Origin of the sequence: Rhodoblastus sp. 17X3, assembly GCF_030056575.1 — a bacterium.
GTDB lineage: Bacteria > Pseudomonadota > Alphaproteobacteria > Rhizobiales > Beijerinckiaceae > Rhodoblastus.
Map to the genome: position 1 here is coordinate 36,205 of NZ_JASHHX010000011.1, position 12,410 is coordinate 48,614.

The window sequence follows — 12,410 nt, forward strand, 5'->3', positions numbered from 1 at the left end:
GTCAGTTTTTCGCCACGAAGCAATTTCCGCCCTGGGCCTTGATGGCCGTGCACATGGACTTGGCGCTTTCCTCGGTCAGACGGCCGACGCGAACGCGATAGACGGTCTTGTCGCCGATCCTGGCCTGCACGAAGCTCGGGCGATGGCCCTGCAGCGCGCTGGAATATTTGGCCGAAAGCGAAGTCACCGCGGCGCGGGCCTCCGCTTCGCTCGGCGTCCCCGCGAGCTGAACGGCGAAGCCGCCGCCTTCGCCCGGCGCCTCTTTCGCCGCGACCTTCGCGGGCTGCGGCTTGGAGGAATCCGCCTTGGCGGCGTCAGGCTTTCCCGATTCTTTGGCCGCCTGCGGATGCGCCGGCGCCTTCAGGGCCGCCTCGGTGGTCGAGCTGGCGCGCTCGGTCGTTTTCGCCGTGGGAGTCCGGGTCGAGGGCGCCGCGGCGGAAGCGCTCGAAGGCGGGGCGCCCGCGGCAAGCGTCGGCAGCGTGCGGGCGACCGGGGCCGGGGCGGCGCTGTTGTCAATGACCGTGCCATCGGCGCGCACCGAAACCGTCTTGACCTTCTTGGCCACCGGGAAAATCGGTTCGCCCTGCTGCGGCTGGGCCGCAGCGCCGGCGGGCGATGGCGGCGCAGGCGTATCCACGCCGGCCGCGCCGCCGACGACGCGGGCGTTCTTCACCGTGACGCCGAGATCGGCGGGCTGCTCGGACCCGCCGGCGACCTTGGAGACATTGCCGTTGCTCTTGCGGTCGAACAGGGCCTGCCCGGCGGGCGCGGCGGCGTTGTCGGCCGCGGCGGGCTTGACCTTGGCGGGATCGCTGTCGGCCTGGATCGTGACCACGTCCTGATTGGCGGACTTGTTGCGCAGCGCCAGCGTCCCGCCGATAGCGAGCACGCCGAGGCCGAGCACGGCACCCATGCCAAGCATCACCTTGCGACGGAAATCGGGCGCGGGCGGCGCGGCGGCCTGTTCCTCGAAAGCGGCGGGCCAGCTATGCTGCTCGGAGGGCGCCGCCTGCGACTCGGGCGCCCAGACAGGTTCGGATTCCTGATAGGGCAGCGGTTCGGCCGCATAGGCCTCGGCCGGATGGCCATAGGCTTGCTGGGGCTGCGGCGCCTGCTGCGGATGATCCTCGAAATAAGGTTCGCGCAGGGAATAATGCCCAAAATCGCCCTGTTCCGTCGCGGGAGCCGGCGCGTGTTCGCGCTGCGGCTCATCGTGGCGGGCGTTCTGGATTTCGGCTATCGCCGATTGAGCGCGGAAAAGCGCCTCGAAGGGGTCTTCCTTCTTGGCCATGCTCTCGCCGCTGACAAGGCGCGCAAGCTCCGCCAAAGGATCGCCGCCCTCCGGACGCGATTGAGACGCGGGCGCGGCGGCGCGCAGGCGACGTTCGAACTCGTCCAGATCGACCTCCGGACGAAACTTGGCGGCAAACTCACCCATGGCCAACCCTCGCGATAAACTCAAAGCGACGCGGAGGGAGCGCCCATCTCCAGAGGGGCTTTACGCGCAAACTAGCGCATCTCGTCCGGCGCTTTAACACCAAGAACAGACAATCCTGACGCCAGTATATTGATTAACCCTGTCACGAGACCGAGCCTGGCGCAGGTCAAATCTCTACGATCTTGATTAACAAAGCGTAATTGTGGCTGATCTTTGCCGCGATTCCAGTGCGAATGGAAAAAGCTGGCGACATCATGCAGGTAAAAAGCCACCCTGTGCGGCTCGTGAGCGCTCGCCGCGCCCTCTATAAGGCGCGGATATTGCGCCAATAATTTGATCAGGGCCAGTTCGTTCTCATCGTCCAGCAAGGCGAGGTCCGCCGCCGCGAGGCGCTGCGGCGTGAGGTCGAGATCCGGGAAGGCGGCCAGCGCCTGTCGCAGAACGGAACAGGCGCGCGCATGGGCGTATTGGACATAGAAGACCGGATTGTCCTTGGATTGCTCGATCACCTTGGCGAGGTCGAACTCCAGCGGCGCGTCGTTCTTGCGATAGAGCATCATGAAACGGACCGCGTCAACGCCGACCTCGTCCACTACCTCGCGCAGGGTGACGAAATCGCCCGAGCGCTTGGACATTTTCACCGGCTCGCCGTCGCGCATCAGCTTGACCATCTGGCACAGCTTGACGTCGAGCGAGACCCGGCCCTCGGAAAGCGCCTGAACCGCCGCGCTCATGCGCTTGACATAACCGCCGTGGTCGGCGCCCCAGACGTCCACCAGAACGTCATAGCCCGCCTCGATCTTCTTGCGGTGATAGGCGATGTCCGAGGCGAAATAGGTGAAGGCGCCGTCGGACTTCTTCAAGGGCCGATCGACGTCGTCCCCGAAGGAGGTGGAGCGGAACAGGGTCTGCTCGCGATCTTCCCAATCGTCCGGAAGCTGCCCCTTGGGCGGAGGCAAACGTCCTTCATATATCAAGTCTTTGGCGCCAAGATCCTCAAGCGCTGCTTCAATATCGGACGGACCGTTGGAGCTGTCATGCAGGCTGCGCTCCGAGAAGAACACCTCATGCGTGATGTTAAGCGCGGCGAGATCGTCGCGGATCATCTCCATCATCGCGGCGATGGCCGCCTCGCGCACCGGCTCCAGCCATTCGCCCTCCGGCTTGTCGCGCAGGGAGCCGCCGAACTTCTGCGCCAGCGCCGCGCCGACCGGCTTGAGATAATCGCCCGGATAAAGCCCGTCGGGAATGGCCACGTCCTCGCCGAGCGCCTCGCGGTAGCGCATGAAGGCCGAGCGCGCGAGCACATCGACCTGGGCGCCGGCGTCATTGATGTAATATTCGCGCGTGACCTCCGAACCGGAGAACTCGATCAGGCTGGCGAGCGCATCGCCGAACACCGCGCCTCGGCCATGGCCGACATGCATCGGCCCGGTCGGATTGGCGGAGACATATTCCACATTGACCTTTTTCCCGGCGACCCTGCCTGAAGCGCCGCGCCCGAAATCGCGACCGTCGACGATGATCTCGCGCAGGATGTCCGCAAAGACCCGCGTCTTGAGGCGGATATTGAGAAAGCCCGGCCCCGCCACTTCGGCCTGGTCGACATCCGGCTCCTGGGTCAATTCATAGGCCAGCTCAGCCGCGAGCTGGCGCGGGTTCGGATAGAATGCCTTGGCCTCCTTGGCGAAAACCATGGCCGCATTGCAGGCCAGGTCGCCCATGCTGGCGTCGCGCGGCGGCTCGACGACGAAACGCGCCGGATCGAGGCCTTCCGGCAGACGGCCCTCCTTGCCGAACCGCCCGAGAATGGCGGCGATACGGGCGTGGAACTCGGCGTAAACGTTCATCTGGCGGCCTCGGAAACGACATTCGAGGCGGGGCTAACGCAATTCGCGGCGCGCGTCAAAGAATCCCGCTCATTTCATGCGGAACCTTTGCCGTCCGCTGACATTTTATTAAAAAGACCCCATATCAGGGAAAACGGCGCATTAAGCTTTCCGAAACGTGTCGGGCGCAGCCTCGTCGTTTACCGTAGGGCCATAAAAGAAGAACCATCGCGGCCCGGCGGCGCGTTTTTTGCGAGTGAGCGCCAATCCAGGCGGATGTTTCAATTGAGGACCGGCCCATGTTCGGTTTTAATTGGAAGACGTTCGAAAAATCGGGCGAAAGCTTCTCGGCCGCGAGCGGCGGCGGACCTGCAACGCCCCGACGACGCCCGCGCATCGGTTTGGCGCTCGGCTCCGGCGCGGCGCGCGGCTGGTCCCATATCGGCGTTTTGCAGGAGCTTGAGGCGCGGGGCGTGCCCATCGACGTCATCGCCGGGGCTTCGATCGGCGCGGTTGTCGGAGGATGCTATTCGGCCGGGCGCCTTGGGGCGTTGGAAGCTTTCGCCCGCTCGCTGACCAAGCGCCGGGTGTTCTCCTTGATGGACTTGTCCTTTTCCGGCGCGGGCATGATTTCCGGCGGCAAGCTTCGCGACGAACTCTCGCGCGAGCTGGAAGGTCGGCGGATCGAGAACTTGCCGATCGTCTTCGGCGCCGTCGCCACGGAAATCGGCGCCGGTCACGAGGTCTGGCTGCGCCGGGGCGACCTTGTCTCTGCCATCCGCGCGTCCTACGCCATGCCGGGCGTGTTCGAGCCGCTCTGCATCGACAATCGCTGGCTGTTCGACGGCGCGCTGGTCAATCCGGTGCCGGTGACTTTGTGCCGGGCGCTTGGCGCCGAACTGGTGATCGCCGTCAATCTGGTCGGCGATTCCGCCTATCGCGGCTCGCTGATCGCGGACGCCGCCGGCATGGCCACCGAACACAAGGAAAACGCCGATCCTGCGCCGCCTCCCAAACATGTGTCGGAAGCGCGGCAATTGCACCGCCAGTTCGGGCGCGGGGCCAATGGCGCGCCCGGCATAGCCGCGGCCATGCTCGACGCTTTCAACATCACGCAGGACAGGATCGCGCGGTCGCGCCTCGCCGGTGACCCGCCGGACGTTCTGATCAGCGCCCGGCTGTCGAAGATCGGCTTCTTCGATTTTCACCGCGCCGACGAACTGATCACGCTCGGACGCGAGGCGGCGCGGCGCGCTCTCAACGACATAGCAGACGTCGCGGCGCTGGAAAGCCAGAGCCGCGACCCGGTCAAAACGGCGTAAGCATCTCCCGCCCCGACGGGGCGCGGAAAAATCAGGCGCTCGCGATATATTCGCGCATGGCGCGATGTTCGGATTCGATCGCGTCCAGCCGATGCTTGACGACGTCGCCGATCGAGACGACCCCGGCGAGGCGGCCGTTGTGAATCACCGGCAAATGGCGGAAGCGGCCAGCGGTCATCTGCTCCATGATGGTGTCGATCGCCTCGTCCATCCGGGCGGTGACCACCTTGCTGGTCATGAATTTGGACACGGATTCCTGCAAGACGGCGACGCCATGGCGCCCGACGGCGCGGACAATGTCGCGTTCCGACAGAATGCCCAGCACTTCGCCGTCTCCGCCGGTGACGATCACCGCGCCAATGCCCTTTTCGGCAAGCGTGGCGGCGGCTTCCTGCATCGTCCGATGCGGCTGGATGGTGGTCACGTCGTGACCCTTGCTGGCGAGAATGAGTGCGACGCTCATGAAGATCCTCCGGTATGGTGCGGGATTATCCCCGTCTTTGCCGCAAGGATGCTCCGGTTCGCCGCCAAGCGCAAGCGAAGGCTGGGCGCTCAGCCCTTTCGCCTTTGGTCGAACAGGGGCGCAAGCAGGACGCCGGCGAGGAAGCCGCCAATATGGGCTTCCCAGGCGATGGGCGCCTGCGAGACACCGAAGCTCTGCGCCCCGAGGCCAACCAGAAGGTTGGAAACGAACCAGAACACCACGAAAGCCAGCGCTTGCCGGTTCGCCAGCATGGCGCGGAACGAGGCGAGCGGCGGCGGTTCCGGCGCGGCGTCAGAGTCCGGGCGGGCGAAGCCGCCCGGCTGAAACACGAAGCGCGCCGCCGCCCCCATATAGGCCGAGATCGCCGCGGAGGCCCCAACCATGGGCGTCGCTTCGGTCATATGCAGGGCGAGATAGACGGCCGCCCCGGCGACGGCTCCGACCACGCCGAGCAGCAGGAAATTGGCCGCGCCGAAGCGCCGGGCCACCGGCGAGCCGAAAGCGGCCAGCCAGACGCAATTGAAAATGAGATGGGTCTTGTCGCCATGCAGGAAGGCGTAGGACAGAGGCGTCATCCAGACCTGGTCCGCCGGAGCGTAGGTCAGGAAGAACTGTCCGATCTGGGCGTCGAGCTCGGACTCGCGGGCGAGCTGGGTGAGGTGATCCAGCACGGCGCGCTGATCGATGAGAAAGCCGAACCGCGCCGGCACGAAACCGTAGGTCGCCACGATTCCGACATCGGCCTCCGGCGACAGCAGCGCGCGCGCGACATGAATCAGGATCAGGACAGCCAGAAGGACGACGACGACGAAGGGAATGTTGAAGATCGGCTCGCGGGCGCGTTCGCGCATCACGGAATGGTTCCCTTCTCGCGGCAAAAAGATAAGGGGAGAGCTGGAGCGAGCTCTCCCCTTCTGTAACGGTATTAACCGTCAGGCTTGTGCGGCGTGCTTGCGGTCTCGTCCGCGATTCCGGCGCTTCAACTTTCCGCCTGTCCCGAGCAAGAGCGCGGCGGTGTCGAAATTGTCCAGAAACCAAGCATAGGCGTTTAACTCGAACGTCGCGTCACCCGGGTCGCTTATCCGCCGCCGCGTCGTTCGCATGGGAAGATATTGCCAAAGTCCTAACGACTTTGCAACATGAGCAATTCATTAAGCTTAACGGCCGCTGGCGAAAACGCGGCCGCGGCCCGAACTTCGCACTGTCCCGAGGGAAAGCGATCGTAGCCGGGATTCCGGCCCGCAATCGATCACAATCGACCCAGAAAAGAACACGGGCGACAAAATGAGACAGGCAGCGACGCAAGAGCTCTACAGCTACTGGAACCATTTGCGCGGGGCGCGGCTTTCGCCGGAACGCGAGGAGATCGACCCCTCGGCCATCCGGCATATCCTCGCCGACACCATGATCCTCGAGGTGGACGACGCGCGACTGTTCCCCGTCCGCATCTCCGGCACGCGGCTCAATGCGCTGTTTCTCGATGAGCAGAAGGGCCGCTCCTTTGTCGATCTGTTCGCGCCGGACGACAAGGCGGCGGCGCAGCAGATGATTTCCGCGGTCATCGACGGCGTGCGTCCTGTCGTCGCAGGCCTGACCGCCGAGCCGGACGACGCGCGCGCCATCCATCTCGAACTGCTGCTGCTGCCGCTTCGCCACCACGGCAAGACGCACGCCCGGGTGCTGGGCATGCTGACGCCAACCGCCCTCCCCGCCTGGTTCGGCCTGCGCCGCGTCAATTGCCTCGGCCTCGCGGCCATGCGCTTCGTCGGAGACGAGCAGGCGGCCATGCTGCCCATGTTCGCGCGGCGCGAGGGCGGCGAGGAGCTGCGGCCCGGCGATCTGGCCCGCCGTCCCAAGGCCCGGCGCCATTCCTTCTTCCTCATCCCGGGCGGACGCGAGGATTGACGCGCCCGAAGGTTTTCAGGAGAGCCGCGGATGAATACCGAAACCTCGGCTGTAACAATGAATTAACAGGCTCGATCCTATAGTTGCCGGCAACATTAGCGACAGTCCGGCGAGCCCTATGCAGTTACAGCGGAAATTGAGCGCCAAGCCCCAGGAGCGCCGCCGACATGCGCGCGTGAAACTGGCGCTGCTCGGCCGCTACATGCTGGAGGACCGGCGCGAGTTTCCCTGCCAGACCATTGATATTTCCGTTGGCGGCCTATCCCTGACCGCGCCCGTCGCCGGCGCCGTGGGCGAACGCGTCGTGGCTTATTTCGACGCCCTCGGACGAATCGAAGGCGTGATTGTCCGCCATTTCGAACATGGCTTCGCCATGACGGCGCTGCTGCCGTCCGCAAAGCGCGAGAAGCTGGTCAACCAGCTGACCTGGCTCATCAACCGCAAGACGCTCGGCCTGCCCGAGGACCGCCGCCACGAGCGCATCGTGCCCAAGGAAGTCAATACGGTCATCCGCCTCGGCGACAAGACTTCCATCCCCGCGAAGATCGTCGATATTTCCGTTTCGGGCGCGGCCGTCACCTGCGCCAAGCAGGGACGCATGGGCGCCATGATCCAGATCGGCCGCCGGCGCGCCCGGATCGTGCGCGTGTTTGACCAGGGCATGGCGCTGGAATTCGCGCTGCCGCTGTCTTTCGACCAGTTCGACGAGAACGTCATTCTCTGACAGGAATGGCGCGGGACTTGGTCCGCGCCTTTGCTGTGAGAAATGGCTTGGGTCCCTGCCCGCGCCTTCGCCCCTTAACCTTAGTCGACCTTCACCAGCCCGGCGGCATAGCGACGGCCGTTTTCGACATAGTGCCGCGCGCTCTTCAAGAGCCCTTCCGTCGCGGACGGGTCGATCTGCTTCACCACGCGGGCCGGCGCGCCGACGATAAGCGAATAATCGGGAAACTCCTTGCCTTCGGGAACCAGCGCGTTGGCTCCGACGATGCAGAACTTGCCGATTTTGGCGTTGTTCATGATGGTCGCGCCCATACCGATCAGGCTGCCCTCCCCGATCGCGCAGCCATGCAGGATGACCGCATGGCCGATGGTGACGTCCGGGCCGATCGTCAGCGGGCAGCCCATGTCGGTGTGCAGCACCGATAGATCCTGGATATTGCTCCGCGCGCCGACGTCGATCCATTCATTATCGCCGCGCAGGGTCGCGCCGAACCAGACATTGGCGTCCTCGCGCAGCCGCACGCGGCCGATCAGATTGGCGTCGGGCGCGACAAAATAGCGGCCTTCCGGCGGCAGTTCCGGCGAAACGCCGTCGAGCGAATAAAGACTCATCAATCAAGACTCCCTTGCCAAGCGCAAGATTATCGGCTCCAAGATAAATGGCTAAGGCAAAAAAGCCCGCGCTTTTTCTTCCGCCTTTGGGCTGCCCCTAACGCACGATCCGCTTGCGCAAAACTCTTCTCATTCTCGGCCTCGCGCCCAGCGTCCTGATGATCGTCGGCCTTGTGGTCTGGCGCTTCTGGCCTGCGCCGCCGCCCTCCGAGACGCTAACCTTCGACATTGGCGGACAGCGCCTGCGCTTCGCCTCATCCTATGTCCGATTGCCGGAAACCATCGAGCCGGACCGCGTCGATCTCGTGGTGCGGGCGCCGGATTTCGCGCCCGCCGCCGCGACGCCCGCCCGCCTGCCCGCCGCCGGCGAAGTCGACGACAAGGGCCGCACCCAGATTTTCCTCACCCTGACGGCCGCCCCGACACTCGACCGGAACGCCCCGCCCGCCGAACGCTATGCGCCTTTTCTCGCTCCCGAGGCGCAGGTGACGGAAGGCGGCCTGCTGCGCCGCCGCTACGAGGACAACTCGCCCTATGCCGGCGAGGACCTCTATCTGGCGCCGCCCGATGGCGAGGACTTTTTCGCCCGCTGCCAGCGTCCGCGCATTCCCTCCGATGGCCTGCCCGACGCCTGCCTCAGCGAGTTTCGCACCGACGGACTCATGATCCAGATGCGCTTCGACCCGGTCTGGCTGGCCGACTGGCAGCATCTGCGCGCCAACCTCCTGCAGCTCGCGCACTCCGCCAAAACGCAGGGCGAGGCGCACTCGGCCAAAGCGCCTTAAGTCATTTCGCCAATGTGGCGCCCGCCTTGCGCGCAAAGTCCCGCGCGGCGCGCGCCTGGCACAGCGCCGCGAAAGATTGATACATCGAGCCGGTATTGCCTTCCGCGATCCTGTCGCAGCGCTTGAGCGCGGCGCCATAGGCCTTCTTGACCGGCGGCCGGGCTTTCGGCAGGAACAGAGCCTCGCATTTGCCGCGCGCGGCGTCGCCCAGAGCGTTGTCCGCCGAAGAGCCGAGCTGGCAGAGCTGGAGGCGGCGATAGGCCGTCAGGCAGTCCGGCGCGCCGGCGATAGCCTTCTCGACCGCCGCCGCATAGCCGCCCGCCCTGGCGGCCTCATCGTCGCTGACGGGGCACGCCGCTTCGGCCAAGGCTGGCCCGGTGGTGGCTGGCCCCATGGAGGCGAGCGCCGCGGCCAGAATGAACAGCCGGAACGTCGCCGCTCTCACGACGATCTCACAAATCTTCGAGATCGAAATCGAGGATCGCCATCTGCAAGGTATAGGACTTGCCCTTGGGATCGTCGGCGGAGATCACGCCGAGGAAATCGTCGCCCCGGTTGAGTTCGACCGAATCGGTCTTCTTCACGCGCGCGACGACCTTGAGTTCTTCATTGTCGAACAGCCGGCGCAGATATTCCTGCAGCACGGGACGCTCGACCGGGATTTTCATCGAGAACGAGAAGGAACGGTCGCCGTCCTCGTCATCCACGATGATCTTGCCGATCTGGCGTTCGCCGAACGTGACGACGGCCTGTTCGGTGTCCTTCGGATCCAGCCCGACCTTGATTCCCGTCGCGCCGAAGGCGTTCCGCAGGAATTCCTGCAATTTGCGCAATTCGCTCTTGTCCAAGACCCGTCTCCGTCCGCGGTTTCGACGCGAGGCTTGCCAAAAAGCCGCGCGCCGCGCAAGGGGCGAGAAGATATTACCGGGATAAGCGCGGATTCATTCCTCTTCAGATTTGGCGGCGAGAATCTGGTCCATCTCTCGCGCGGGCTCGGCGCAGCCCGAGGCGCCGACGATGCGGGCCGGCACGCCCGCGACCGTGACATTCGGGGGCACCGGCTTCAGCACCACCGACCCCGCCGCGATGCGCGAGCAATGGCCGATCTCGATATTGCCGATGATCTTGGCGCCGGCGCCGATCAGCACGCCGTGCCGAATCTTGGGATGGCGGTCGCCGCGTTCATGGCCGGTGCCGCCCAGCGTCACGCTGTGCAGGATCGACACGTCGTCCTCGATCAAGGCCGTCGCGCCAACCACGAGGCCCGTGGCGTGATCGAGGAAAACGCCCTTGCCGATGCGCGCCGCCGGATTGATGTCCGTCTGGAAGGCCGACGACGAACGGCTTTGCAGATAAAGAGCGAAATCCTTGCGCCCCGTGTTCCACAGCCAATGAGCGAGCCGATGGCACTGGAGGGCATGGAAGCCCTTGAAATAGAGCACCGGCTCGATCACCCGCTGGCAGGCCGGATCGCGGTCGGCCACGGCCAGGATGTCGGCGCGGATGGCGACGCCCAGCGAGGGATCGCGCGCGGCGAGGTCGAGGAAATTCTGGCGGATCAGATCGCCGGGGAAATCGGGATGGGACAGGCGCGAGGCGAGGCGATGGCCGACCGCCTGCTCCAGCGTCGTATGGTTGAGGATCGACGCCGCCAGGAAGGAGCCGAGCTCCGGCTCCCGCCGCAGAGCCTCCTCCGCCTCGCGCCGGATCTGCGCAAAGACCGGATCGGATTCGGTCTTGTGCAGCGTCCGCACATTGCCGGTCGTCGTCATGACATTCTCCCTTCCGCACGCGCGGAATATTCCCAAAGCCCAATTTACCACGCCAGGAAGCCGCTGTCGCCGCCCCCTCAACCCTTCTCAGGCCTTCCCGGGCCCGTGGGCCGAAAGCCCGTCCAGAAAGGCGAGCACGCCCTCCTTATAGACCTTGTCGCCCACCGCGCGGTTATGGTCCCGCCCCGGAATGACCAGGGCGCGCGCGTTCTGCATCATCTGCGCCAGCGGCTCAGGATCGCCGGCGACATCGTCCTCGGAACCGACGCAGATCAGCGCCGGCGTCGCGATCGTCCCGACCACGTCCGCGCTCAAGGCGTGGCGCGAGCCTCGCATGCAGGCGGCCAGAGCGCGCAGGTCGCTCTTGGTCGCTTCGGCGAAGACGCGGAACATGCGCTGCATCGGGTCGGTCAGGCCCTCCGCCGACGGCGCCTCCATGGCGTCGGCGATGCCCGCCGGAAGCCCTTCTCCATCCACCAGATGGATCCCAAGCCCCGCCAGCACAAGCCCCCGCACCCTTTCCGGCGAAGCGGCGGCCATGTGGGCGGCGATGCGCGCGCCCATTGAATAGCCCATCACATCGGCGCGGGCGATGCCCAGATGATCGAGCAGATTGACGGCGTCGGCGGCCATGATCCAGGGCGAATAGGCTGCGGGATCATACAGCTTCTCGCTGCGCCCGTGGCCGCGATTGTCGAACACGATCACGCGCCGTCCGGCGTGGGTCAGGGTCTTGACCCATTGCGGGAAAAGCCAGTTCACGCCGTGGTTCGAAGCGAAGCCGTGGATGAGGAGGATCGGCTCGCCCTTGTCCGCCGTCGTCGGGGCGAAGTCGAGAAAGGCGAGGCGCACCCCGTCGGAGGAAAATTCCTGCATGCACGAATCCTGTCCGCGCCGCGCCTACCAGCGCAGCAGACGTCCGCCCGCGAACCAGCCGAGGGCGACGACGACCGATGTCGCGATCATATACCAGACAGCGACGAAGAAGGGCGAGTCGTCCGGGCAGTTCATGGCGTAAAGCGTCGCTGCGAGCCCCGAGGCCGCGAAGGCCGCCGCCGCCCCGGCGCGCTGCGGATCGCTCGGGGCGCCATGCTTGAGCGCCAGGAACAGGCCGGCCAGCGGCGCCAGCGCCATCAGGGGAATGAGCGTCACGCAATGGACGGCGTTATGGCCGATCAGGCGCGCGCCCCATTGGTCCGCCGGGACGCTGGCCATCTCGGCCAGGCAAGCAGCCAGGACCAGAGCAGGCGCAAGCAGGACCGCGCGCCGCGCCAACCCGGATGCGACGCCCGGACGCGACAGCCGCCAGGTCAGGACCAGCCCCGTGAAGGCCATGGTCAGGGTGAAAACGAATTTGAACAGGAAACGCGGCTGGTCGAGCGAGGCGAAGAAGGTGTCGCGCAGGCCGAGAAAGAGAAAAAAGCCTATCGCGGAGACGAGAAAGCCCAAAGCGAGGTCGAGCGCGAAGGCGCGCGACATCGGCGCGGCTTTCGTGTCGTTGTCCGCCGCCAGCGCGGCGATGAGGTCCTCGGTCTTCATC

General features: G+C 65.4%; 14 protein-coding genes. 4 read left to right on the forward strand and 10 right to left on the reverse strand.

Annotation, left to right across the window (positions count from 1 at the left end; genetic code table 11):
* Position 1 precedes the first annotated feature (1 nt).
* Positions 2-1,438 carry an SPOR domain-containing protein gene (locus QM467_RS11680; RefSeq protein ID WP_283366501.1) on the reverse strand — a complete coding sequence of 479 codons (1,437 nt, stop codon included), beginning with the start codon at positions 1,436-1,438 and terminating at the stop codon, positions 2-4.
* A gap of 71 nt (positions 1,439-1,509) precedes the next feature.
* Positions 1,510-3,288 carry an arginine--tRNA ligase gene (argS, locus tag QM467_RS11685; RefSeq protein ID WP_283366502.1) on the reverse strand — a complete coding sequence of 593 codons (1,779 nt, stop codon included), beginning with the start codon at positions 3,286-3,288 and terminating at the stop codon, positions 1,510-1,512.
* Positions 3,289-3,566: 278 nt separating this feature from the next.
* Between argS and QM467_RS11690 the strand changes: the two genes are divergently transcribed.
* Positions 3,567-4,589, forward strand: coding sequence for a patatin-like phospholipase family protein (locus QM467_RS11690; RefSeq protein ID WP_283366503.1), 1,023 nt, complete (start codon positions 3,567-3,569; stop codon positions 4,587-4,589).
* A 31-nt stretch (positions 4,590-4,620) separates the two neighbouring features.
* On the opposite strand, the gene QM467_RS11695 is transcribed toward QM467_RS11690, so the two are convergent.
* On the reverse strand, positions 4,621-5,052 hold the full coding sequence (locus QM467_RS11695; protein ID WP_283366504.1) for a CBS domain-containing protein: 432 nt from the start codon (positions 5,050-5,052) through the stop codon (positions 4,621-4,623).
* Between the two features lie 89 nt (positions 5,053-5,141).
* The gene (locus tag QM467_RS11700; protein ID WP_283366584.1) at positions 5,142-5,924 is read right to left on the reverse strand and encodes a rhomboid family intramembrane serine protease; all 783 of its coding nucleotides are present in this window, start codon (positions 5,922-5,924) and stop codon (positions 5,142-5,144) included.
* Positions 5,925-6,357: 433 nt separating this feature from the next.
* Here QM467_RS11700 and QM467_RS11705 point away from each other — a divergent pair, with 433 nt between their 5' ends.
* Together QM467_RS11705 and QM467_RS11710 are read left to right on the forward strand one after the other, a co-directional pair.
* Entirely contained in the window at positions 6,358-6,978 is a 621-nt protein-coding gene (locus QM467_RS11705) for a PAS domain-containing protein (RefSeq protein WP_283366505.1), read from the forward strand.
* A gap of 118 nt (positions 6,979-7,096) precedes the next feature.
* Positions 7,097-7,702 carry a PilZ domain-containing protein gene (locus QM467_RS11710; RefSeq protein WP_283366506.1) on the forward strand — a complete coding sequence of 202 codons (606 nt, stop codon included), beginning with the start codon at positions 7,097-7,099 and terminating at the stop codon, positions 7,700-7,702.
* Between the two features lie 80 nt (positions 7,703-7,782).
* On the opposite strand, the gene QM467_RS11715 is transcribed toward QM467_RS11710, so the two are convergent.
* The gene (locus tag QM467_RS11715; protein WP_283366507.1) at positions 7,783-8,313 is read right to left on the reverse strand and encodes a gamma carbonic anhydrase family protein; all 531 of its coding nucleotides are present in this window, start codon (positions 8,311-8,313) and stop codon (positions 7,783-7,785) included.
* A gap of 113 nt (positions 8,314-8,426) precedes the next feature.
* Here QM467_RS11715 and QM467_RS11720 point away from each other — a divergent pair, with 113 nt between their 5' ends.
* On the forward strand, positions 8,427-9,098 hold the full coding sequence (locus QM467_RS11720) for a hypothetical protein (protein WP_283366508.1): 672 nt from the start codon (positions 8,427-8,429) through the stop codon (positions 9,096-9,098).
* Position 9,099: 1 nt separating this feature from the next.
* On the opposite strand, the gene QM467_RS11725 is transcribed toward QM467_RS11720, so the two are convergent.
* The 5 genes from QM467_RS11725 to QM467_RS11745 form a co-directional block, all read right to left on the reverse strand.
* Positions 9,100-9,543 (reverse strand): hypothetical protein, encoded by a 444-nt coding sequence (locus tag QM467_RS11725; protein WP_283366509.1) that lies wholly within the window; start codon positions 9,541-9,543, stop codon positions 9,100-9,102.
* 7 nt (positions 9,544-9,550) lie between these two features.
* A complete protein-coding gene (locus tag QM467_RS11730) occupies positions 9,551-9,946 on the reverse strand; it encodes a DUF3126 family protein (protein ID WP_283366510.1) in 396 nt (131 codons plus the stop codon).
* 93 nt (positions 9,947-10,039) lie between these two features.
* A complete protein-coding gene (gene cysE / locus QM467_RS11735) occupies positions 10,040-10,870 on the reverse strand; it encodes a serine O-acetyltransferase (RefSeq protein ID WP_283366511.1) in 831 nt (276 codons plus the stop codon).
* 87 nt (positions 10,871-10,957) lie between these two features.
* Positions 10,958-11,746 carry an alpha/beta fold hydrolase gene (locus QM467_RS11740; protein WP_283366512.1) on the reverse strand — a complete coding sequence of 263 codons (789 nt, stop codon included), beginning with the start codon at positions 11,744-11,746 and terminating at the stop codon, positions 10,958-10,960.
* 24 nt (positions 11,747-11,770) lie between these two features.
* The gene (locus tag QM467_RS11745) at positions 11,771-12,409 is read right to left on the reverse strand and encodes an NrsF family protein (RefSeq protein ID WP_283366585.1); all 639 of its coding nucleotides are present in this window, start codon (positions 12,407-12,409) and stop codon (positions 11,771-11,773) included.
* Position 12,410: the final 1 nt, after the last annotated feature.

Bases quoted from the DNA above. Each gene is read 5' to 3' on its own strand.
- QM467_RS11680 (WP_283366501.1), bottom strand. From the start codon at position 1,438: ATGGGTGAGTTTGCCGCCAAGTTTCGTCCGGAGGTCGATCTGGACGAG.
- QM467_RS11695 (WP_283366504.1), bottom strand. From the start codon at position 5,052: ATGAGCGTCGCACTCATTCTCGCCAGCAAGGGTCACGACGTGACCACC.
- cysE (WP_283366511.1), bottom strand. From the start codon at position 10,870: ATGACGACGACCGGCAATGTGCGGACGCTGCACAAGACCGAATCCGAT.
- QM467_RS11690 (WP_283366503.1), top strand. From the start codon at position 3,567: ATGTTCGGTTTTAATTGGAAGACGTTCGAAAAATCGGGCGAAAGCTTC.
- QM467_RS11740 (WP_283366512.1), bottom strand. From the start codon at position 11,746: ATGCAGGAATTTTCCTCCGACGGGGTGCGCCTCGCCTTTCTCGACTTC.
- QM467_RS11715 (WP_283366507.1), bottom strand. From the start codon at position 8,313: ATGAGTCTTTATTCGCTCGACGGCGTTTCGCCGGAACTGCCGCCGGAA.
- QM467_RS11745 (WP_283366585.1), bottom strand. From the start codon at position 12,409: ATGAAGACCGAGGACCTCATCGCCGCGCTGGCGGCGGACAACGACACG.
- QM467_RS11705 (WP_283366505.1), top strand. From the start codon at position 6,358: ATGAGACAGGCAGCGACGCAAGAGCTCTACAGCTACTGGAACCATTTG.
- QM467_RS11700 (WP_283366584.1), bottom strand. From the start codon at position 5,924: ATGCGCGAACGCGCCCGCGAGCCGATCTTCAACATTCCCTTCGTCGTC.
- QM467_RS11710 (WP_283366506.1), top strand. From the start codon at position 7,097: ATGCAGTTACAGCGGAAATTGAGCGCCAAGCCCCAGGAGCGCCGCCGA.
- argS (WP_283366502.1), bottom strand. From the start codon at position 3,288: ATGAACGTTTACGCCGAGTTCCACGCCCGTATCGCCGCCATTCTCGGG.